Annotated in this window: 20 protein-coding genes; 7 read left to right on the top strand and 13 right to left on the bottom strand. The window is 67.8% G+C overall.

The features are described 5' to 3' along the window. Window positions 1–84 precede the first annotated feature (84 nt). The 3 genes from ABD231_RS25460 (at window position 85) to ABD231_RS25450 (ending at window position 4,643) form a co-directional block, all read left to right on the top strand. A complete protein-coding gene (locus tag ABD231_RS25460; RefSeq protein WP_344156943.1) occupies window positions 85–780 on the top strand; it encodes a response regulator transcription factor in 696 nt (231 codons plus the stop codon). Further along, entirely contained in the window at window positions 777–2,030 is a 1,254-nt protein-coding gene (locus tag ABD231_RS25455; protein WP_344156940.1) for a sensor histidine kinase, read from the top strand. The genes ABD231_RS25460 and ABD231_RS25455 overlap by 4 nt, the downstream gene beginning before the upstream one ends. Window positions 2,031–2,585: 555 nt before the next feature. Continuing rightward, window positions 2,586–4,643 (top strand): hypothetical protein, encoded by a 2,058-nt coding sequence (locus tag ABD231_RS25450; protein ID WP_344156937.1) that lies wholly within the window; start codon window positions 2,586–2,588, stop codon window positions 4,641–4,643. Here the strand turns inward: ABD231_RS25450 and ABD231_RS25445 are convergent. The 7 genes from ABD231_RS25445 to ABD231_RS25415 are packed head-to-tail and all read right to left on the bottom strand — an operon-like array spanning window position 4,625 to window position 11,621. Further along, window positions 4,625–5,053, bottom strand: a complete 429-nt coding sequence (locus ABD231_RS25445) for a DUF3592 domain-containing protein (protein ID WP_344156934.1) — start codon at window positions 5,051–5,053, stop codon at window positions 4,625–4,627. The genes ABD231_RS25450 and ABD231_RS25445 overlap by 19 nt on opposite strands. A 31-nt stretch (window positions 5,054–5,084) precedes the next feature. Then, on the bottom strand, window positions 5,085–5,507 hold the full coding sequence (locus ABD231_RS25440; protein ID WP_344156930.1) for a DUF3592 domain-containing protein: 423 nt from the start codon (window positions 5,505–5,507) through the stop codon (window positions 5,085–5,087). Window positions 5,508–5,533: 26 nt separating this feature from the next. Next, the gene (gene xylB / locus ABD231_RS25435) at window positions 5,534–6,973 is read right to left on the bottom strand and encodes a xylulokinase (RefSeq protein ID WP_344156927.1); all 1,440 of its coding nucleotides are present in this window, start codon (window positions 6,971–6,973) and stop codon (window positions 5,534–5,536) included. A gap of 30 nt (window positions 6,974–7,003) precedes the next feature. Then, window positions 7,004–8,461: a mannitol dehydrogenase family protein gene (locus ABD231_RS25430; protein ID WP_344156924.1), complete on the bottom strand. Its 1,458-nt coding sequence runs from the start codon at window positions 8,459–8,461 to the stop codon at window positions 7,004–7,006. Next, window positions 8,458–9,303: a carbohydrate ABC transporter permease gene (locus ABD231_RS25425; protein ID WP_344156921.1), complete on the bottom strand. Its 846-nt coding sequence runs from the start codon at window positions 9,301–9,303 to the stop codon at window positions 8,458–8,460. Before ABD231_RS25425 ends, ABD231_RS25430 begins: the two co-directional genes overlap by 4 nt. Further along, on the bottom strand, window positions 9,300–10,244 hold the full coding sequence (locus tag ABD231_RS25420; protein WP_344156919.1) for a carbohydrate ABC transporter permease: 945 nt from the start codon (window positions 10,242–10,244) through the stop codon (window positions 9,300–9,302). Before ABD231_RS25420 ends, ABD231_RS25425 begins: the two co-directional genes overlap by 4 nt. A gap of 12 nt (window positions 10,245–10,256) precedes the next feature. Further along, window positions 10,257–11,621: an ABC transporter substrate-binding protein gene (locus tag ABD231_RS25415; RefSeq protein ID WP_344156916.1), complete on the bottom strand. Its 1,365-nt coding sequence runs from the start codon at window positions 11,619–11,621 to the stop codon at window positions 10,257–10,259. Window positions 11,622–11,763: 142 nt separating this feature from the next. Here ABD231_RS25415 and ABD231_RS25410 point away from each other — a divergent pair, with 142 nt between their 5' ends. Further along, window positions 11,764–12,717, top strand: coding sequence for a sugar-binding transcriptional regulator (locus ABD231_RS25410; RefSeq protein WP_344156913.1), 954 nt, complete (start codon window positions 11,764–11,766; stop codon window positions 12,715–12,717). Window positions 12,718–12,723: 6 nt separating this feature from the next. Then, a complete protein-coding gene (locus ABD231_RS25405) occupies window positions 12,724–13,512 on the top strand; it encodes a phosphotransferase (RefSeq protein WP_344156910.1) in 789 nt (262 codons plus the stop codon). Here ABD231_RS25405 and ABD231_RS25400 read toward each other — a convergent pair. Continuing rightward, the gene (locus tag ABD231_RS25400) at window positions 13,469–13,891 is read right to left on the bottom strand and encodes a hypothetical protein (RefSeq protein ID WP_344156907.1); all 423 of its coding nucleotides are present in this window, start codon (window positions 13,889–13,891) and stop codon (window positions 13,469–13,471) included. The two genes, ABD231_RS25405 and ABD231_RS25400, sit on opposite strands and share 44 nt — an antisense overlap. 57 nt (window positions 13,892–13,948) lie before the next feature. Between ABD231_RS25400 and ABD231_RS25395 the strand changes: the two genes are divergently transcribed. Both ABD231_RS25395 and ABD231_RS25390 read left to right on the top strand, forming a co-directional pair. Beyond that, complete coding sequence (locus tag ABD231_RS25395) at window positions 13,949–14,545, top strand: uridine kinase family protein (protein WP_344156904.1); 597 nt, start codon at window positions 13,949–13,951, stop codon at window positions 14,543–14,545. 72 nt (window positions 14,546–14,617) lie between these two features. Then, entirely contained in the window at window positions 14,618–15,232 is a 615-nt protein-coding gene (locus ABD231_RS25390) for a hypothetical protein (RefSeq protein WP_344156901.1), read from the top strand. Here ABD231_RS25390 and ABD231_RS25385 read toward each other — a convergent pair. From ABD231_RS25385 to ABD231_RS25365, 5 genes are all read right to left on the bottom strand, one after another. Then, complete coding sequence (locus ABD231_RS25385) at window positions 15,229–16,503, bottom strand: thymidine phosphorylase (RefSeq protein ID WP_344156898.1); 1,275 nt, start codon at window positions 16,501–16,503, stop codon at window positions 15,229–15,231. The two genes, ABD231_RS25390 and ABD231_RS25385, sit on opposite strands and share 4 nt — an antisense overlap. Continuing rightward, window positions 16,500–16,892 carry a cytidine deaminase gene (locus ABD231_RS25380; RefSeq protein ID WP_344158199.1) on the bottom strand — a complete coding sequence of 131 codons (393 nt, stop codon included), beginning with the start codon at window positions 16,890–16,892 and terminating at the stop codon, window positions 16,500–16,502. Before ABD231_RS25380 ends, ABD231_RS25385 begins: the two co-directional genes overlap by 4 nt. Window positions 16,893–17,233: 341 nt before the next feature. Further along, complete coding sequence (locus ABD231_RS25375) at window positions 17,234–18,520, bottom strand: ABC transporter permease (protein WP_344156895.1); 1,287 nt, start codon at window positions 18,518–18,520, stop codon at window positions 17,234–17,236. Then, window positions 18,517–19,698, bottom strand: a complete 1,182-nt coding sequence (locus tag ABD231_RS25370) for an ABC transporter permease (protein ID WP_344156891.1) — start codon at window positions 19,696–19,698, stop codon at window positions 18,517–18,519. Before ABD231_RS25370 ends, ABD231_RS25375 begins: the two co-directional genes overlap by 4 nt. Continuing rightward, on the bottom strand, window positions 19,699–21,249 hold the full coding sequence (locus ABD231_RS25365; RefSeq protein WP_344156888.1) for an ABC transporter ATP-binding protein: 1,551 nt from the start codon (window positions 21,247–21,249) through the stop codon (window positions 19,699–19,701). Window positions 21,250–21,339 lie beyond the last annotated feature (90 nt).

The following is a 21,339-nucleotide window of genomic DNA, read 5'->3' as shown; positions in this document are numbered from 1 at the left end:
GCCCCGAAAACGACCGGAAAGCAGAACGAAAGTCCGGCGAAAGACCAGACCGGCGGACGACGCCGATCCCGCTACCTTGGTGTCGTGCGACTACTGGTGGTGGAGGACGAGGAAGGCCTGGTCAGCGCGTTGCGCTCCGGACTCGGGCGGGCCGGCTATGCCGTGGACACGGCGCTGAGCGGGGCCGAGGCGGTGGAGAAGCTGGCGACGACGGCGTACGACCTGGCGATCCTGGACATCACGCTGCCGGACACCAGCGGGCTCGACCTGTGCCGGGCGGTCCGCCGCGGCGACATCGAGGTGGCGTCCGGGCGGGAGCTGCGGGTGCTGATGCTGACCGCGCGCGCCTCGCTGGCCGATCGGGTTCGCGGGCTGGACGAGGGTGCCGACGACTACCTGACCAAGCCGTTCGCGCTGGTCGAGCTGCTGGCGCGGATCCGCGCGCTGCTGCGCCGTGACGTGACGAACGGGAGTACGCAACTGCACGTCGGCGACCTCGTCCTCGATTCGTCCCGCCACCTCGCCACCCGGAACGGCCGCGAACTCGCGCTGACCCTGAAGGAGTTCGGCGTACTGCGGTATCTGATGTCGCGCCCCGGTCATGTCGTGTCGGCCGAGGAACTGCTCGAACACGTCTGGGACGAGAACGCGGATCCGTTCACTCAGAGCGTCCGGGTAACTGTCGGGACGCTGCGCCGCAAGCTCACCCAGGACGGGGAAGAGGCGGTGCTCGAAACCGTGATCGGCCGCGGATATCGGCTGCGAGGTGATGACACATGAAGGTTCCCGCGTGGGCCCAGACGATCCGCTTCCGGCTGACGCTGACGTATTCCGCGGTACTGATCGCGCTGTCCGCATTGCTGCTCGGCGGGGTCTACTTCGCGCTCCGGGCCTACCTGGACCCGAAGCCGCTGAACCCGATCATCGTCAAGAAGATGTACAAGGACCACAACGGCGTCTACCAGTACAAGGAAGGCTCCAAGTTCGAGGCCGCCGATATCGCCAGTGTGCAGTCCGCGGTCAACTTCCAGACGCTGGAGACCCTGCGGTCCTATTCGGCCGCCGGTATCGGCGCACTGTTCCTGGTCAGCCTCGGGACCGGCTGGTGGTTGTCCGGGCGGGCGCTCCGGCCGGTACGGCGGATCACCGCGACCGCGCAGGAGATCTCGGCCACCGATCTCTCCCGGCGGATCGCGCTCGAGGGTCCGCGGGACGAGTTGCGGAACCTCGGTGACACCGTCGACGACATGCTCGAGCGACTGGAGTCGGCGTTCGTGGCGCAACGACAGCTGGTCGACGACGCTTCGCACGAACTGCGCAATCCACTCGCGGTGATCCAGGCGAACGTCGACGCCGTACTGGCGCATGACGACACCCCACCCGAGGACCGGGCCCAGGCGACCGCGATCGTCAGTCGCGCTATCCAGCGGATGACCCGTCTCGTCGAGGACCTGCTCGCCTCCGCCCGCCGCTCATCCCCGGCGTTCGTGGACGCCGACGTGGACCTGGCCGCGATCACGAGCGAGGCGGCCGAGGAGTACGAACTGCTCGCCGCCGATCGCGAACTCCACGTCGTACGGCGCCTGTCGCCCGGCCCGATCACCGCCGGCGACGCGTCGGCGCTTCGGCGTGCTGTCGACAACCTGCTGTCCAACGCGGTTCGCCTCGCGCGAGGCGGTAGCCAGCTGGTGCTGGCGGTAGGCAGCCAGAACGGCTGGGCCTGGATCGCCGTCCGCGACGAGGGACCGGGTATCGCCGCCGACGACGCCGACCGCGTCTTCGACCGCTTCTTCCGCGCAGGCACCCGGCAATCGCCCGCCACCGTCCCCTCAACCGGCCAACGCCGAGCAGGCCTCGGCCTAGCCATCGTCCGCCAGATCGCCGAATCCCACGGCGGAACAGTCGCCCTCCACTCCGAGCTCGGCGTCGGAAGCACCTTCATCATCTGGCTCCCCGACCGCTCGCTCACTGACGACGTACGCCGTACTCCCACCCCACCGACCGAGGATCCGCTCGGCCCGCGCCTCTGACCACGCCCCCTCCACAACACACCGTCAGACCCGCGCTCAGGCGCCCCGCCGCGGCACCAACCCCCCGCGCGACCGAAGCCACCCTGCCCCGCCATCGAAGCCACCGTGCCGCGCGACCGAAGCCACCGTGCCCCGCGACCGAAGCCACCGTGCGAGTGTGGGGACTGACGCGTCGAGTGTGAGGACTGTGGTGCCGACAAGCGCTTTCCGGCGACCCGCTTGTCACAGTCGGGAGCTCGGCCAGGTCGGCGGCGACCGAAGCCACCCTGCGCCGCGACCGAAGCCACCGTGTGCCGACCACCGAAGCCACCCTGCCCCGCCATCGAAGCCACCGTGCGAGTGTGGGGAGATGGTCGGCGAGTGCGGGGTCCATGCTGTCGGCAAGGGCTTTCCGGGGGCACAGTCCTCACATTCGCGGTAGCCGGGCGTGGCAGTTCGGTTGGGGTGGAAGGGATAGCTGCTCGCGGGGCGGTCGGGCAGGCTCGGCTCGGCGGTCGAAAGGTTCTTGAAAGCGCGGCCCGCTGCACTGATGGAACTGAATCCCTGGGAGGCGTCATGCGTCGAGTGCTGACTGTGCTGGTGTTGCTGGGTTTGCTGGCGGCTGGGTTGCCGGCTCAGGCGGTTCCGATCGGGGGTGGTACGCCGATGGCCCCGGGCTACGCGTTTTATCCGCGAGTGATTCGGCTGGAGCATCAGGCGCAGGGGAACGGCACGATGGTGGCGGCGCTGGTGACTAACGACGGGGACTGGATCGGCGCGATTCACCACAGCACGGACAACGGGCTGACGTTCAAGCAGGTGGGGCGCGTCGCCGATCCGCTCAACCACACTGGCATGTGCTGTCACACCTTGTACGAGTTGCCGCAGGCGGTTGGTGCGATGCCGGCGGGGACGCTGTTGTGGGCGGCGTCGATGGGTGCGGACGCGGGTGCGGGCCGGCGCATGTCGGAACACGTGTGGAAGTCTGCGGACCAAGGCCGGACCTGGACTTTCCTGGCCGAGGTCGACGTGTCGCCGAACGGGTCCGGGACCTGGGAACCGGAGTTCACGGTCACGACCGACGGTCGGCTGGTGATGTTCTACTCCGACGAGACCGATGGCGTACACAGTCAGAAACTCGTCGAGCACGCGACCACCGACGGCGTGAACTGGACGGCGCCGCGGGATGTCGTGGCGCTGGCCGACACGGCGGCTCGGCCGGGGATGGCCGTCGTACGGAAGGTTCCGGACGGGACCTACCTGATGAGCTACGAGATCTGCGGGCCTGGGCACAACTGTGAGGCCTACGTCCGCTGGTCGACCGACGGGTGGAACTGGGGCTCGCCGACCGATGCCGGCTCGCGGGTGCGGACTGCGGATGGGCGGTACCCCGGGAGTACGCCGACGATCACGGTCGTGGGGAATACCGTCGTACTGAACTCGATGCGGGTGCGGAACGCCGACGGGAGTTTCGCAGCAGGCGACGGGCGGATGTTCTTCGGGAACGGGGCCAGTGGGCACGGGGACTGGTTCGAGATCACGGCGCCGGTGCAGATTCCGGATCCGGGGAACGGTGTGTGCCCGACGTGGAGCAATCCGCTGCTCGGTTCGGCGGACGGGAAGTCGGTGTTCCAGATCGCAACCGACTACGACGCGGGCGGTACGTGCCGCGCCTGGCCGGGCGCGGGCGCCGCCGTACCGGTGGGGAGTCGGTCAGCGGTTGAGTCGGGGCGGGTGTTCGTGACGCAGTACCAGCAGCACCTGTTCGCGACGGCCTCCACCGGCACGTTGCGGCACTGGTTCTGGGACAGCCGGGACGGGATGCACAGCGACACCTGGGGTACGGCGGTCGCCGGGCAGCCGGTCGGATTCCTGTACGGCGAGCAGCAGCACGTGTTTTGGCGATCGACGAGCGGGGCTTTGGAGCACTCGTTCTGGGACCCGGCGAGTGGGAGCTATCACGACACCTGGGGGACCGGGCTGGGCGGCGACCCGGCCGCGCTGGTGAACGGCAACGCTCAGCACACCTGGGCGGTCGATGCCTCCGGCAACCTTCAGCACTGGTGGTGGGCACCTGGGCAGGCCGTCCAGCGCAACAGCTGGGGTAGCGGACTCGCCGGACGACCGAGTGCGTTGCTGGTGCAGGATGCCGAGCACATCGTCGTACGGACGACCGACGGGCGGATCCGGCACACGTGGTGGACGGGACCGCAGGGGTTCCGAAGCGAGACCATCGGCAGCAATGTCACCGGCGATCCGGTCACCGCGCAGATCGGCGACGCCCAGCACATCTGGGCGACCACCTCGAACGGCGAACTCCGGCACTGGTGGTGGAACGCGCGCGAGGGTTGGCGAACGGATTTGTGGTCGACGGGTGCTGTCGGTCGACCCGCATTCCTTCAGGTCGGCGAGGCCCAGCACGTGTGGCACCGGTCAACCGCCGGCGACCTCATCCACGTCTACTGGTCCCCCAGCACCGGCCTCGTCCGCGAAACCTGGGGCACCGGGATCACGGGAGATCCGACGGCCGCCGCGGTCGGCTCAGCGCAACACGTCTGGTCCCTCGACGCCGGCAACGCCGCCCAGCACTGGTGGACCGAAGGCGCCACCATCCGTCACGACACCTGGGGCTGAGGGTGTTTCCAGAGCAGGAGTACGACGGCGGCTGCTAGAAGCCCTGCGGTGATGATGGTGAACAGGACGAGGTGGAACGTGTAGTCGAGACCGCGATCAACAGTTGATACCCGGTGGGGTTGATCGCGGTCGTAGATGACATCGATCTGACGTGGAATCGCCTTGTAGTGGCTGAAGCGTGAGACGCGCTGGTCGATCGCCTCACCGGCACGCGTCACGTATCGCACATCGATCCACCTCGGCGGTTTCCCAGCCCGCGGGTGGTCCACAGCCACCACGGTCGCCGTCACCACCTCACCCCGCTGGCGCAACCAGTACACGTCGGACACCAACGTCCACCCGATACTCCCGCACAGAATCGCCGCGCCGAGCAGCACAACCACCCACCCGGACCTCCGCCGTACCTTCACCCACACCTCCGCATCGCCACCACCGACCGCCTCATCGGGTGGCGGCTCCGCGGAGGCGGCCGAGGAGGTTGAGGCGGAGGTCGAGGACGGCCAGGAGGATCAGGAAGGCGCCGACGCCGCCGTACAGGAGGAGGGGTCGGGTGTAGGAGAGGGACCAGTCTGCCGCCTGCATGCGGGTGGGTTTCTTGCGGTCGTAGCGGACGTCGAGCTTCTGGCCGGGCTCGGCGTCGTGGTAGTTCGCGGTCTTCGCGACCACCGCTTGGCCGTCGCGGGTGACGTAGGTGACCTTGATCTTGTCCGTGCTGCGGCGGCTGTGCTGCACCTCCCCCACCGTCGCCGTGACTACCTCCCCGCGGTGCCGCAGCCAGTACAGGTCGGCGACCTGCACCAGCCCCACCACTAGGAACACGAGTGCCGCCACCGACGCGGCGATGACTCGGCGATTGATTGTCACGCGGACACCATGCCTGATCGGGCGGGTCAGCTCCCGTTGTACGGCGAGGCCAGGAGGGGGCGGGTGTTGGTGAGGACCTGGGCGTAGTTGGCGCGGATTTCGGTGGCGTCGAGGGTGATGGCGGGTTCGGGTTTGCCGACGGGGACGTGCCAGGTGGGGAGGGTGCCGGTGAGCGCCCAGGCGGCTTGGCGGGCGGCGCCGAGGGCGACGTACTCGGCTGGTTCGGGGAGGACGACTTCGGCGCCGAGGAGGGCTGGAGCGAGAGCCTGTACGGCGCGGGAGCGGGCACCGCCGCCGAGCAGCAGGAGGCGGTTGACGGGGATGCCTTGGGCGCGGAGGGCGTCGACGGCGTCGGCCAGGCCGCACAACAGGCCCTCGACCGCGGCGCGCGCCATGGTGGCGGGCTGGGCGGTTGCTCTCGTGAGCCCGTAGACGAGGCCGGTCGAGTGCGGGAGGTCCGGCGTGCGTTCACCGTCGAGGAACGGCAGCAGGACGAGTCCCTGGCTACCAGGCGACGACAGGACAGCCTCGTCGAACTCGGGCAGCGTCATCCCCAGCAACTGCGCGGTCGCCGACATCACGCGAGCCGCGTTCAGCGTGCAGACGAGCGGGAGGTATTCGCCAGTCGCATCCGCGAACCCGGCGACGAAACCGGACGGGTCCGCGGTCGGGTGCGCGGAACGGGCGAACGCCGTACCGCTGGTCCCGAGCGAGATCGCCACATCACCAACCTGCAGATCCAACCCGAGAGCGGCCGCCGCGTTGTCCCCAGTCCCAGCCGCCAACGCAGCACCCGACGCCGTCCGCCCAACAATCTCAGCCGGCCCAGCCACCCGCGGAAGCTTCAACGAGCGCCCAAAAGCCCGCTCAACCAAATCCTCCCGATAGCTATTGGTAGCCGGCGACCACCACCCGGTCCCGGACGCATCCCCACGATCCGTCGTGATCCCGTCGATCCCCGACCGATCAGCAGCCAGCCGATGCGTCATCCAGTCGTGCGGCAGTACGACGGCCGCCGCCCGCGCGAACGCGTCCCGGCGTACCGGGTCGGTCTCGGCGTTGTCGCGGAGCCAGCGGAGTTTGGTGACGGTGAAGGAGGGGACGGGCATCGAGCCGACTGCTTCGGCCCAGGCCTGGGGGCCGCCTAGCTCGGTGATTAGTTCGGCGGTGGCGTCGGCGGAGCTGGTGTCGTTCCAGAGGACTGCGGGGTGGACTACCTCGCCGGCCTCGTCCAGGAGGACCATGCCGTGCTGCTGGCCGCCGATGGCGATTGCTTCGACGCCGTCCAGGAGCCCGTCCGAGGCGATCTCCCACGCCTTCCACCACTCGTGCGGATCGACCTGAGTGCCGTCGGGGTGCGGCGCCCGCCCTTCGCGCAGGACTGCACCGGTTTCGGCATCGCACACGACCACCTTGGTGGCCTGGGTGGAGCAGTCCACCCCAGCCACCAGTCTCGGCTCGGTCATTCAGGCTCCCTGATTAGTTTGGGGACCAGCCTAAAGCGATTCGAGCGTCGCGCGCGCCCCCATCTCGTGGAGCGACCGCACAGCGGCGGTGTACTCCGCGACGAACCGGGAGTCGGACGCCAGGTCACCGAACAGGTCCGGGTCCGAGATGAACACCAGCGGGTCCTCGCGGTTGTGCTGCGCCCGCTCGACGAGCTTGTCGCGCAACCGGTCGACCACCTCGATCGGCTCACCCTGCTCATCGACACCCTCGGCGTACCGGGCCCACGACGCGACCACCAGCGCCGACCGCTTGATCTCGCGCCCGGCCGCGAGCTGCTCGCGGATGACTGGGACGAGCCACTTCGGGATCCGGTCGGAGCTCTCCGCGCACAACCGCGCGAGCGTGTCCTTGACCTCCGGATTCGCGAACCGCTCGATCAACTGATGCCGGTACCGGTCCAAATCAACCCCGGGCACCGGCGGCAGCGTCGGGGTACCTTCTTCGGTCATGTAATGAAGTAGGAAACCCACGAACAGCTTGTCCTGGCACACCTCGTGCGCATACCGGTAGCCGGCCAGATACCCGAGGTAGCACAAGGCCTGATGCGACGCGTTCAGCAGCCGCAGCTTCATCAGCTCATACGGCTCGACGTCGTCGACGATCTGAACGCCGACCTCCTCGTACGGCGGTCGCACGCCACCGAAGTCGTCCTCGAGCACCCACTGGGTGAACGGCTCGCACACCACCGGCCACCCGTCCTCGACCCCAAAAGTCTCCGACAACGCGGACCGATCACCGTCCGTGGTGACCGGCGTGATCCGATCAACCATGCAGTTCGGGAACCGCACCTCGTTCTCCAAGTGATCGGCTAGCGCGGGATCCTTCAACCGCGCAAAAGCCGCGAGCATCTTCCGGGCGACATGCCCGTTCCCCGGGATGTTGTCGCACGACATCACCGTGAACGGCGGGATCCCGGCCGCCCGTCGCCGGGCCAGCGCCTCGACCACGAACCCGAACGCACTCCCCGGCACCGCACCCGGCTCGAGGTCGGCCTCCAGCCCGGAGGTGTCCAGCTCCCCCGTCACCTGGTTCACGTGGTACCCACCCTCGGTGATCGTCAGCGACACGATCCGAGTCGCCGGATCCACCAGCCGATCCAGTACGGCGTTGGCGTCATCCGGCGCGAACAGGTAGTCCACGAGAGAGCCGATCACCCGCGGCTCCAGCGTCCCATCCGGGTGCTTGATCACCAGCGTGTACAGGTGATCCTGCCCGGACAGGACGTCGTACATCCGACGGTCCTGCGGCAGTACGCCGACGCCGACGATCCCCCAGTCGAGCGCCTTCCCGTCGTTCATCAACGCGTCGAGGTACATCGCCTGGTGCGCCCGATGGAAGCCACCGACCCCGAAGTGCACGATGCCCGGCGTCACCGCCGTACGGTCATAAGACGGTACGGCGATGTTGCCCAGGGCACCCAATGCCGCCGTGTTCAGCTGGGTCACTTGACCGCTCCCAGCGACAGGCCCTGGACGAGCTTGTCCTGCGCCGCGAAGCCGGCGATCAGCACGGGCAGCGAGACCACGATCGACGCGGCGCACACCTTGGCGAGGAACAATCCTTGGCTGGTCACGAACCCAGTCAAGAACACCGGCGCCGTCTGCGCCACCGTCCCGGTCAGGACGCGGGCGAACAGCAGCTCGTTCCAGCTGAAGATGAAACAGATCAACGCCACCGACGCGATCCCCGGAGTCACCACCGGCGCGACCACGGATCGCAGAGTCCTACTCAGCGACGCTCCGTCGACCGAGGCCGCCTCCAGGATCTCCACCGGCACCTCGGACAGGAAGCTGCGCAGCATCCAGACCGCGATCGGCAGGTTCATCGACGTGTAGAGAATGATCAGCAGCCAGATGTTGTCCAGGAACCCGACCGACTGCGCGAACAGGTAGATCGGCAGCAGACCGGCTACCACCGGCAGCATCTTCGTGGACAGGAAGAAGAACAGGACGTCGGTCCACTTGCGCACCGGCCGGATCGACAGCGCGTACGCCGCCGGGAACGCCAGCAGGATCACGAACGCCGTGGACAGCACACTCGCGGTCAGCGAGTTCGCCAGCGACGGCCACGGGCCGGTGTCGAAGAACGCCCGGTAGCCATCAATCGTCAGCGGAGCCGCGACATCCGGCGGGTTCTTGGCGGCGTTCTCCTCGGAGTGGAACGAGGTCAGCAACATCCACAACACCGGCAGCACGAACAGGATCCCGATGATCCACGCCAGCCCACTCAGCGCCCACCCACCACCGCGATTCTTCTTCCCCGTCACGATCGTGACAGCGCCACTCATCGTCCGGTCTCCTCTCGGAACAGCGTGGACACCGACCGCAGCGCGAAGGTCGCGATCGCGATCGTGCCGATCACCACGATGACGCCGGCGGCCGAGGCGCGTCCGTAGTCGTGAGCGGTGTAGAAGGTCTGGTAGATCGTGTACGGCAGGTTCGACGTACCGAGTCCGCCCGAGGTGATCGTGAAGACCGCGTCGAAGTTCTGTACGACGTAGATCGAGCCCAGCAGCGCAGACAGTTCGAGGTACTGGCGCAGGTGCGGCAGCGTCATGTAGCGGAAGATCTCCCACTGGTTCGCGCCGTCGATCCCGGCCGCCTCGATCACGTCCAGCGGCCGGCTCTGCAGCCCGGCCAGCAGGATCAGCATCATGAACGGCGTCCACTGCCAGACCAGCGCGAAGATGATCGACCACAACGGCTGGTTGCTGATCCAGTCCGGCTGCGGCGCGTTCTCGCCGAAGATCCACTTCAGCACCCCGTTGAACAACCCGTACGTCGGGTTGTACAGCGCGTGCTTCCAGAGCAGCGCGGCCGCCACCGGTACGACGAGGAACGGCGTGATCATCATCGTCCGAACCGCACCCCGGCCGCGGAACTTGCGGTCCAGCAGCAGCGCGATCCCCAGCCCCAGCAGCAGACTGATCAGTACGACGCCCGCCGTGAGCAGGATCGTCACCCAGATCGCGTGTCGCGTATTCGCGTCGGTGAGCACCCGGCGGAAGTTGTCGATCCCGGCGAACCCGCGCTCGTCGGGGTAGTAGGCGTTCCAGTCCATGAAGGACGTGATCAGCGTGACCACGAACGGCAACTGGGTCACGACGATCATGAAGATCAGCGCCGGCAGCAAGGGCGCCCGCCGAGCCCAGTCGCCGGTCTTGCGCATCAAGCTCTGGTCCGGGGCCGCGTGCTTACGCTGCGGGCGGGTTTCGGTGTCAACAGACATGGTTCACTCCCCTCACTTCGCCGCGCGCGAGCGATACCGCTCGGCCACGTCGTCGGCGAGCACCTGCCCGCGTTTCAGCGCTTCGTCCACGCTCATCCGCCCGGCGATCGCCGAGCTCACGTCCTGACTGACCTGGGTACCGAGATCCGGGAACTCCGGAATGTCGACGAACTGGATCCCGATCGCCGGCCGCGGCTGCGTCCCCGGGTTGCGCGGATCCGCGGTCTCGATGGCTTCCTTGGTCGGTGCCGCGAAGGACCCGGCCTCCTTCAGGTACGCCGGATTCTCGTACGTCGACGCCCGCTTCCCGGCCGGGACCCGGGACCACCCGAGCTTCTCGCCGACCAGCTGCTCATACTCCTTGCTGGACGCCCACGAGATGAACTTCCAGGCGTTGTCCTGCTTCTTGCTGGCTTCCTGGATGCTCCACGACCACGCATACAGCCAGCCGGAACTGTCGGTCTCCTTGACCGGTGCCGGGGCGTAGCCGATCTTGCCCTTCACCGGCGAGTTCGGCGCTTCCAGCGATCCGGCGGCGGACGTGGCGTCGTACCACATCGCGACGTTGCCCTGGATCAGGTTGTTCAGGCACTCGGTGAACCCGGCCTGCGGTGCACCGGCCTCGCCATGGTTGCGGACCAGGTCGACGTAGAACTTGGTGGCCGCGGTGAACTGCGGTGAGTTCACCTGCGCCTGCCAGTCCTGGGTGAACCAGGTGCCGCCGAAGGTGTTCACCACGGTCGTCAGCGGCGCGAAGATCTGGCCCCAGCCGGGTTGACCGCGCAGGCAGATCCCGCGCATGTTGGGTTGGGCCTTGTCGACCTTGGCCGCGATGTCCGCGACCTCGTCCCAGGTCGGCTTGGCCGGCATCGTGACGCCCTTGGACTCGAGCACGTCCTTGCGGTACATCAGGAACGACGACTCGCCGTAGAACGGTTCGCCGTACACCTTGCCGTCCTCGCCGGACAGCGACTCGGTCATCGGCTTCAGGATGTCGTCCTGGTCGAACGACGGGTCCTTCGCGATGTGGTCGGACAGCGGAGCGATCCACTTGCTCTTGGCGTAGATCGGGATCTCGAAGTTGCTCAGGGTCGCGACGTCGTACTGACCGGCCTGGCTGGAGAACTCCTGGCTGATCTTGTCCCGGACGTCGTTCTCGGGCAGCACGGTGAAGTTCACCTTGATCCCGGTCTGCTTGGTGAAGTTGTCCGCGGTGAGCTGCTGCAGATCGACCATCTGCGGGTTGTTCACCATCAGCACGTTGATGCTGTCGGCGCCACCACCACCGGCGCCACCGCCCCACCCGGCACAGCCACTGACCGCACTCACCAGAAGTGCGACACCGACCGCTCCGGCACGTTTTCGCTGTCTCGGCACGAGCCACTCCCTCACCGCTCATTTGAGCAAGCTTCCGCTCACTGCCACGAGTGAAACGGAATCGGGGTTGACCTGTCAAGAGTCTGTGCAACACTGGTGCACAGCTCCGCTCATATGAGCGGCCGGTTTGTGGGGAGGCGAGATGGAGCCCATCGCGGGCGGTCCGGCACACCTCGTGCTGACGGCGTCGATCGCGCGCCGGTACTACGTCGACGGCCGATCGAAGGTCGAGATCGCCGACGAGTTCCGGCTCAGCCGGTTCAAGGTCGCGCGGTTGCTCGACCAGGCGCGCAGCAGCGGGCTGGTGCGGATCGAGATCAGCCATCCGGGCAATGTCGATCTCGACCTGTCCGCCCGGCTCCAGGAGACCTTCGGGCTGCGCCGCGCGATCGTCGTCGACACCCCCGAGGACGAGCCGGCCGCGTTACGTCTGCAGCTCGGCAAGGCCGCGGCGGAACTGCTGACCGAGATCGTCACCACGGACGACGTACTGGGCCTGGCTTGGGCGCGCGCTGTCACCGCGATGACCGACCAGCTCACCTCACTCGCGACCGTCCCCGTCGTCCAGCTCACCGGGGCACTCACCCGGCCGGATGTCGAGGCCAACTCGGTCGAGCTCGTCCGACACACCGCGCGGCTGTCCGGCGGACCGGCGTACCTGTTCTATGCCCCGCTGGTGGTTCCGGACGCGACCACGGCACGCGCGTTGCGGCAGCAGCCGGAGGTGGCCGAGGCGATCGGTCACTTCGACGCGGTCACGAAAGCCGTTGTGGGGTTGGGATCCTGGGCCGCCGGTCAATCCACGCTGTACGACGCCATGGACGCGGACGCGTGTGAGCAGCTGCGGAAGCGTGGTGTCGTGGCGGACATCTCCGGGGTGTTCGTCGATGCGAAGGGCGTTCCGGTTCAGAGCAAGGTCACCGATCGGGTGATCGCGATCAACGCCGACCAGATGAACGCGATCGACGAGGTGATCGCGATTCCGTACGGTCTCGGCAAGGCCGACGCGGTCCGCGCCGCGATCCGCAGTGGGCTGGTCAACGGGATCGTTACCCACAGTCCACTCGCACGCGCCTTGCTGGACGAGGTCACCTAGCCCACCATGGGCGAGGTGGAAACCCCTTTACTCGGTGGCACCGCCAACCGGGGACTGGTCGTCCGGGTCCGCGACACCGTCCGCCGGCCGCTCCGAGCCGGCAGTACGGCGACCCACGCCGTACTGCGGTATCTGGAGGACGTGGGATTCGCCGGCGCACCGCGGTTCCTGGACATCGATGCGCAAGACCGTGAGGTGCTGTCTTACGTGCCAGGCGAGACCGTCACACCGCCGTACCCGTCCTGGTCCATGACGGACGAGGCACTCGACAGCGTGGCGGTTCTCCTACGCGACTATCACCAGGCTGTTGCGGGATTCCCGACAGCCGACCTCACCTGGAACGAGCCGGTCCCGCCGCCGTACATCGACGGCCTGATCAGCCACAACGATCCAAACCTGGACAACATCGTCTTCCGGGACGGGATCGCGGTCGCCCTGATCGACTTCGACCTGGCCGGCCCGGGCTCAGCCCTGTGGGACGTGGCCGCCGCGATCCGCCTGTGGGCGCCACTCCGCCCGGAGGACGACATCCACGACGTACGGCGGGGTCGGGTGCTCAGTCGGTTGCGCCGCTTCGCGGACACCTACGGACTGACCGAGGCTGATCGCGCTCGGCTCGTCGCGGCAACGGCCGACAACCACGTCTGGTGTATGGACTACGTCCGCCGCGGCTCCGAGACCGGACACCCCTGGTTCCACCAACGCTGGACCACCGGCGAAGCCGCCCTGACCGCCCGCACCGACGCATGGTTCACTCGCCACTCTCAGAACCTGCAGAACGCCCTGCTGAGCTAGCTTCCTGCCGCCCCCGGTCATAGTTCTCCTGCAACCTGCGGATGAAGTGCGGCACGAACACCAGCGCCGCGCTCGGGAACGGCATGGCCTCACTGTCCTGCACGATGAACAACACGAACTTGACCGCCACCAGCCCGATCACCACGACCCAGCCGTGCTGGCAGATCCACGGCCCGTCGTCCGCGATCAGCCCCCATCGCGTGGCCGCTCCGATGGCGAACAAGGCGGCGATGAGCCCGTCGGCGGTTGCCGTCGCGGCGAGCACCCAGCCGTGCAGGCCCGCCCACCGGCTCTGCTGAGTAGTGATCATCACGACCTCTAGTACGCCGACAACCGCGATCAGCGCGTAGAAGACGGCTCCCAGTTTCAGCTTCGGCACGTCTGGTTATCGGTGGGTGGGCGCGGACGTTACCGGCGGGTGGCGGAGAATGGGCGGGTGAGTGCGCGTGTGGTGTTGCTGGCCGGGCCGTCGGGGGCCGGGAAGTCGCGGTTGGCGGAGCTGACCGGGCTGCCCGTCGTGCGGCTGGACGACTTCTACCGGGACGGTGACGACGAGGCGATGCCGCGGTCTCCGCTCGGCATCGTCGACTGGGACGACCCCGCCTCCTGGGACGGCGACCGCGCGGTCGCCGCGCTCGAACTGTTGTGCGCGACCGGCCAGGCCGATATGCCGATCTACGAGATCTCCGCGGACGGGACCGTCGGGCACCGGGAGTTCAGCACCGAGGGGTCCCCGCTGATCATTGCCGAGGGCATCTTCGCCGACCAGATCACCGGCGAACTCCGGGACCGCGGCCTGCTCGCGATCGCGATCTGCGTCCGGCACCACCGCCTGGTCACGTTCGTCCGCCGCTTCCAGCGCGACCTCCGCGAGCACCGCAAACCGCCGTTCACCCTCCTCCGCCGAGGTCTCCTGCTCCTCCGCGACGACCCCCAGGTAGTCCGCCGCTGCGTCGACGCCGGCTGCGCCCCGATGACCCCCAAGGCAGCCCTCCGCCGAATCACCACACTGAAGACCGAATCACACCGCTAGTTCGGCCGCTGTTCACCTTGCCCTGCTCGGATAAGGCCCGTGAACCGCTCGGCTCCTGGTATAGCCGTTGTTGTGACCGCCCTGCTGCTCGCTGTGACCGGCTGCGGCAGTGACGCGGGCGCTGCGGTGCGCCCCGCCGACGCCCCCGCTCCGACCAAGATCGTCGAGCAGACCGTCAAGAGCGCCCTGGCCGGGATGATCGTCCTGCCACGCGGCTTCGTGGCCGACCCGAAGCACACCACCGGCCCCTTCAGCACCGAGACCTACCTGGCGAACTTCTCCGCCGAACCCGCCCTCGACCGCGCCCTCCTCCTGAACTCAGGCTTCGTCGAGGGCTACCGCGCCAGCCGCCTCAGCCCCGACAAGAAGAAGCGCTACGTCGTCGAGCTGTTCAAGACAGCAACCCCGGCCAAGGCGAAGGTCCTCCAGGAGGGCTTCTGGAGCCAGGAGCCCCGCAACCACCCCTTCCGCGTCCCCGGTGCCCTCAGCAACGCACACGCGGCGTACGACGCAGGCACCGAGAAGAACGAGGCCATCGCCGAAGCCAGCTTCGTCTCCGGCTCCCTGGTCGCGCTCCTCTCCGTCCGCCAATCCGCCCCACTCGGCACAACAATCCGCCCCGACACCGCCCTCATCTCCGACCTCACCCAACGCCAACGAACCCGCCTCACCACAGGCTCCAGCTAACCGATTCGGTCGATCACCAGCGGGCCGGCCTCGTACGACGTTGAGACCTCGACCGCGTCGGTCAACGACTCGAGGGCCCGCTCGAAGCGGCTTGCGTCGTCCGCGTGCAAGGTCAGCAAGGGCGCACCGGCGGTGATGGTGTCACCGGGCTTTGCGTGCAGCTCGATGCCGGCGACTGGGGAGACCGGGTCCTCCTTGCGGGCGCGGCCGGCGCCGAGGCGCCAGGCGGCTACACCGACGGCCAGTGCGTCTAGCTTGGACAGGACACCGGACGACGGAGCCGGTACGACGTGTTGCTCCGGAGCGACCGGGAGTTCGGCAGACGGGTCGCCGCCTTGGGCCGAGATCATCGCGCGCCAGGCGTCCATCGCCGTACCGTCGCGCAGTTTTTCCGCCGGGTCGACGTCGGTGACGCCGGCCGCCGCGAGCATCTCGACGGCGAGGGCGATCGTCAGCTCGACGACATCGGAGGGACCGCCGCCGGCCAGGACCTCGACGGATTCGCGGACCTCCAAGGCGTTTCCGGCGGTCAGACCGAGTGGTACCGACATTTCGGTGAGCAGGGCAACGGTTTTCACGCCGGCATCGGTGCCGAGAGCAACCATCGTCTCGGCCAGTTCGCGCGCGTCGGCGAGGTCCTTCATGAAGGCGCCGGTGCCGACCTTCACGTCCAGCACGAGTGCACCGGTGCCCTCGGCAATCTTCTTGCTCATGATGGAACTGGCGATCAGTGGGATCGCCTCGACGGTACCGGTCACGTCGCGCAGCGCGTACAGCTTCTTGTCGGCCGGGGCGAGGCCGTCACCGGCCGCGCAGATCACCGCGCCGACGTCCTCGAGCTGCCGCATCATCTCATCGTTCGACAGTGCCGCGCGCCAGCCCGGAATGGACTCGAGCTTGTCGAGCGTGCCGCCGGTGTGACCGAGGCCGCGACCGGACAACTGCGGTACGGCGACACCACACGCGGCCACCAGCGGTGCGAGCGGCAGCGTGATCTTGTCGCCGACCCCGCCGGTGGAGTGCTTGTCGGCGGTTGGGCGGGACAGCTTCGCGAAGTCCATCCGCTCACCGGAGGCGATCATCGCCGCGGTCCAGCGGGCGATCTCACGGCGGTTCATCCCGTTCAGCAGGATCGCCATCGCCAGTGACGACATCTGCTCGTCGGCGACATCACCGCGTGTGTAGGCGTCGATCACCCAGTCGATCTGCCCGTCGCTCAACTCACCGCGATCCCGCTTGGTGCGAATCACGTCGACCGCGTCGAAGCTCACTTCTCCTCCAGAAACTCGGGCCCGAACGCCTCAGGCAACAACTCACGCAACGGCCGGCTCCCGGACGCCGTATCGATCTGCAGACCGGGTCCACCGTGCTCGTGCAACAACTGCCGGCACCGTCCGCACGGCGTCAGCAACTCCTCGTTGTGGTCCACACAGGTGAACGCGACCAGCCGCCCACCCCCGGTCCGGTGCAACTCCGACACCAGCCCGCACTCGGCACACAACGTCAACCCGTACGACGCGTTCTCGACGTTGCACCCGGCAACCACCCGCCCGTCCTCCACCAGCGCCGCCGCCCCCACGGCGTACCCGGAGTAAGGCGCATAAGCCTGCCGCATCGCGTCCACCGCGGCCACCCGCAGCCTCTCCCAATCCACATCCACCACCCCAGCATCCCCCACAACCCCACCCGATCCCACTCCCGGCCCACGCCATCTGATGGGTTAACCCATCAGCGTGTGGGTTATGCACTCGCATGCGGGTACAGAACCCACAACCTCGTAGGTGAACCCACCAGACGCACCCCACCCACCGCCATTGCCACCCACCAGCACCACCCACGCGACCGGTCCCCCCGCTCCGAGCGCCCCGTCCTGCCCCGCTGCTGGGTTGACCCAGCAGTTTGTGGGTTATGCACTCGCATGCGGGTGCAGGACCCACAAGCTCGTGGGTTAACCCAGCAGGTGGCAATCGCTGGAGGTGGGGGTGAACCCACCAAACGGGGTTATTCGGTGACGTAGGGTTCGCCGTCGGCTTTGGGGGCTCGGACTCGGCCGACGAGGCCGGCTACGGCGATGATGGTGGCTAGGTAGGGGGCCATCAGGAGGAGTTCGCCGGGGATGGGGGTCTGGATGATTTGTAGCTGGGACTGCAGTTGGGTGGCGAAGCCGAAGAAGAGGGCTGCGACCATGGCGCCGATCGGGTGCCAGCGGCCCATGATGAGCGCGGCCAGGGCGATGAAGCCGTTGCCCGCGGTCATGTCCTTCGCGAACGAACCGGCGTACCCGACCGTGAAGAACGCACCACCGAGACCGGCGAGAACCCCGGCCCACAGTACGGCGGAGTACCGGACGCGCTTGACCTTGATGCCGACCGTGTCGGCCGCCTTCGGGTGTTCGCCGACCGCGCGGACCCGCAGGCCCCACCGGGTCTGGAAGAGCACGAAGGTGACGACCGCGACCGCGATGTAGGTCAGGTAGACCAGCGCGGTCTGGTTGAACAGGATCGGTCCGACGAACGGGATGTCGCCCAGGCCCGGGATCTTCACCGCAGACAGCACCTCGGGCGTGTTCAGCCCGGCCGCGTCCTCCTGCAGGAACTGGTCGAACAGGAAGCCGGTGATGCCGGTCGCGAACACGACCAGCACGACGCCGAGCACCACCTGGTTGACCAGGTACTTGATCGAGAACACGGCGAGCAGCAGAGCCATCAGTACGCCGGATGCCGCGGCCGCGATCAACGCCGCCACCGCGCTCCCCGTCGTACTGGCGACGACGGCCGCGGTGAACGCGCCGACCAGGAACTGGCCCTCGATCGCGATGTTGATGACACCGGCCCGCTCGCACAGCACACCGGCGAGCGCGCCGAGGATCAGCGGGGTGGCGAAGTTCAGCGTGCCCTGGAACTGGTTGGCCAGCGGGAAGGTCTTGCCCGCGGCGGCCCAGCAGAGGAAGGCGCCGATGAAGCTGACCCCGAGACTGATGGCCAGCCAACCGGAGTACTTCTGCGGGACCCGACGCAGAACGTAGGCGACCGCGGCCAGCACGCCGAGGGCGCCGAGCAGCAGGGCGACCGGCTGCGCGGGCAGCCCGAGCAGGTTGTTCTGCAGGTCGCCGGAGACCAGCTGGAACGTCGCCTTGCCGCTCTTGGTGAAGATCGCCAGCCCGAGGCCGATCAGCGCGAAGACCAGCATCAGACCGCCGACACGCAGCCGGCGGACGCGGTCGGCCGGAGCCTCGATCGCCGCCGGAGCGGGGACCGGCCCGACGTCCTGAACCGTCACGTCGCTCATCCGTTCCAACCCTTCGCGAGGATGGCTCCGGATCCGCGATCCTTCGGCAGGAACCGGAAGACCGAGCGGACCAGCGCGGGAGCCGCGACGAACAGCACGATGGTTGCCTGCAGCACCGTCGTCAGGGTCAGCGGCGTCTGGGTGATCAGCTGCATCTGCAGACCGCCCGCGTTCAATGCGCCGAAGAGAAGACCGGCCAGTACGGTGCCGAGCGGCGTACCGCGGCCGAGCAGCGCGACCGTGATCGCGTCGAACCCGACCGATGCGGCCACGCCGTCAGTCAGCGGCAGGTCGGTTCCGAGCACCTGCTGGGTCCCGGCGAGACCGGCCAGTGCACCGGCGACGACCATCGCGATCACGTAGGCACGGCCGACCGACATACCCGCCGTACGGGAGGCGTCGGCGTTCGCACCGACTGCGCGGAGCTCGAAGCCGACGGTCGACTTGTTGAGCAACCACCAGACGAAGACCGCGGCGACCAGCGCCAGCAGGAAGCCGAGATGCAGGCGGGTGTCACCGAACTGCGGGTACTGCGCGTTGGCGTCGACGACCGGTGAGATCGGGTCGGCCCGGCCGGGCCGCTGGAACGCCTTGGTTGTGAGCAGCCACTGCAGCAGGTAGATCGCGACGTAGTTGAGCATGATCGTGACGATCACCTCGTGGGCACCGGTGCGCGCCTTCAGCAGGCCGACCACGCCACCCCAGATCGCGCCGCCGATCAGGCCGGCCACGATCGCGACGATCAGGTGCAGGACCGGCGGCAGGTGCCACGCGAAACCGACGTACCCGGCGAGGACGGCGCCCATGATCAGCTGCCCCTGGGCGCCGATGTTGAACAACCCGGTCCGGAACGCCAGCGAGACCGCGAGGCCGCCGCAGATCAGCGGGGTGGCCTGGGTCAGCGACTCGCTGATCGGGGTGATGCCACCGATCGCGCCGAGCGCGAGCGCCTTGTAGGCCTCGCCGACCGCCGACAGCGCCGCGGAAATCGTGTCCAGCGGCGCAGCGCCGAAGTACCCGACCGCTGTCTTCACCTCGTCGTCGCCGACGATGATCAGGATCGCCCCGACCAGCAGCGCGAGCACGATCGCGCTCAGCGAGACGAGGCCCTGGACCGCCCACGACGGAAGCCCGGATCGCCGGCGTACCACCGGTGCGGGGGCTTGTGTTGTGCTCATCTAGATGGTTCCCAACGTGGTCGGGTTCTCGATCGCGACGTCGTGCGCCTCGGACTTGGAGGCGCCGGCCATCATCAGGCCGAGCTCGTCGCGGGGGGTGTCGGCCGGTACGACGCCGACCACCTTGCCGCGGTACATCACCGCGACCCGGTCGGCCAGCGCCGCGATCTCGTCCAGCTCGGTGGACACGATCAGTACGGCGGTGCCCTGGTCGCGCTCACGCACGATCCGGCTGTGCAGGAACTCGATCGAACCGACGTCGACGCCGCGGGTCGGCTGCGACGCGACCAGCAGCTTCAGCGGCCGGGACAGCTCGCGGGCGAGCACGACCTTCTGCTGGTTACCGCCGGACAGCGACGACACGGTCAGGTCGATGCCCTGGGTGCGGATGTCGAACTCCTCCACCCGGGCGTGCGCGTTCTTGTCGATCTCGTCGGTGTTCAGCGCCAGCCCGTTGCCGAACGGCGCCTTGCGGAACAGGTCGAGCACCAGGTTCTCGGCGACCGTGAACGAGGCCACGAAACCGTCGTGCCCGCGGTCCTCCGGGATGTATCCGATACCGGCCTCGAGCCGGTGCCGGGTCGACTTCGCGGTCAGCTCCTCGCCGCCCAGGCTGATCGTCCCGGCGGCGATCGGGGTGAGGCCGAGCAACGCCTCGGCGAGCTCGGTCTGGCCGTTGCCTTGGACACCGGCCACCGCGAGGATCTCGCCGGCCCGGACCTCCAGGTCGATGTTGTCGACCGCGGTGAACCCGCGCTCGTCGATCACGGTCAGACCCTGCACCCGCAGTACGGCGTCCTTCGGCTGTGCCGGTTCCTTGTCGACGACCAGGTCGACGGCGCGGCCGACCATCAGCTCGGCGAGCTCTTCCTCGGTCGCGGAAGGCTCGGCCTGGCCGACGACCTTGCCGCGGCGGATCACGGTGATCTTGTCCGCGATCGCCTTGACCTCTTTGAGTTTGTGGGTGATGAAGACGATCGAGGTGCCGTTCTCCTTGAGCTGCCGCATCACGGCGATCAGCTCGTCGATCTCGGCCGGCGTCAGTACGGCGGTCGGCTCGTCCAGGATCAGCACACTGGCGTCGTTCGTGAGCGCCTTGATGATCTCCACACGCTGCTGGACGCCGACCGGGATGTCCTCGACCAGCGCCTCGGGATTCACCTCGAAGCCGTACCGCTCGGACAGCTCGGTGACGAGGGCGTTCGCCTTCTTGCGGTCCAGCACGCCGCCGGGGTGGGTGTTCTCCCGGCCCAGCATGATGTTCTCCGCGACGGTGAAGACCGGGACCAGCATGAAGTGCTGGTGCACCATGCCGATGCCGTGCTTGATCGCGTCACTCGGCGAGGTGATGGTCACCTTCTCGCCGTCGATCACGATCTCACCGGAATCGGGCTGCAGCAGCCCGTAGAGCATGTTCATCAACGTGCTCTTGCCGGCGCCGTTCTCACCGAGCAGGCAGTGGATCTCGCCCGGCTCGATGACCAGGTCGATGTGATCATTGGCGACCAGCGAACCGAAGCTCTTCGTCAGGCCGGACAGCTCGAGATGCATGTGAGGCAGTCTCCCCTCTCAGACCGAGAGCCAGGAAGGCTTGACCTGTTGCGGTCTGCCTTCCTGGCTCGCACGCGTGTTACGCGGTGA

This window comes from Kribbella yunnanensis (assembly GCF_039529655.1).
In the GTDB taxonomy this organism is placed as follows: domain Bacteria; phylum Actinomycetota; class Actinomycetes; order Propionibacteriales; family Kribbellaceae; genus Kribbella; species Kribbella yunnanensis.
Note: the sequence above shows the minus strand (reverse complement) of the source record. Positions and strands in the feature narration are given on the sequence as shown.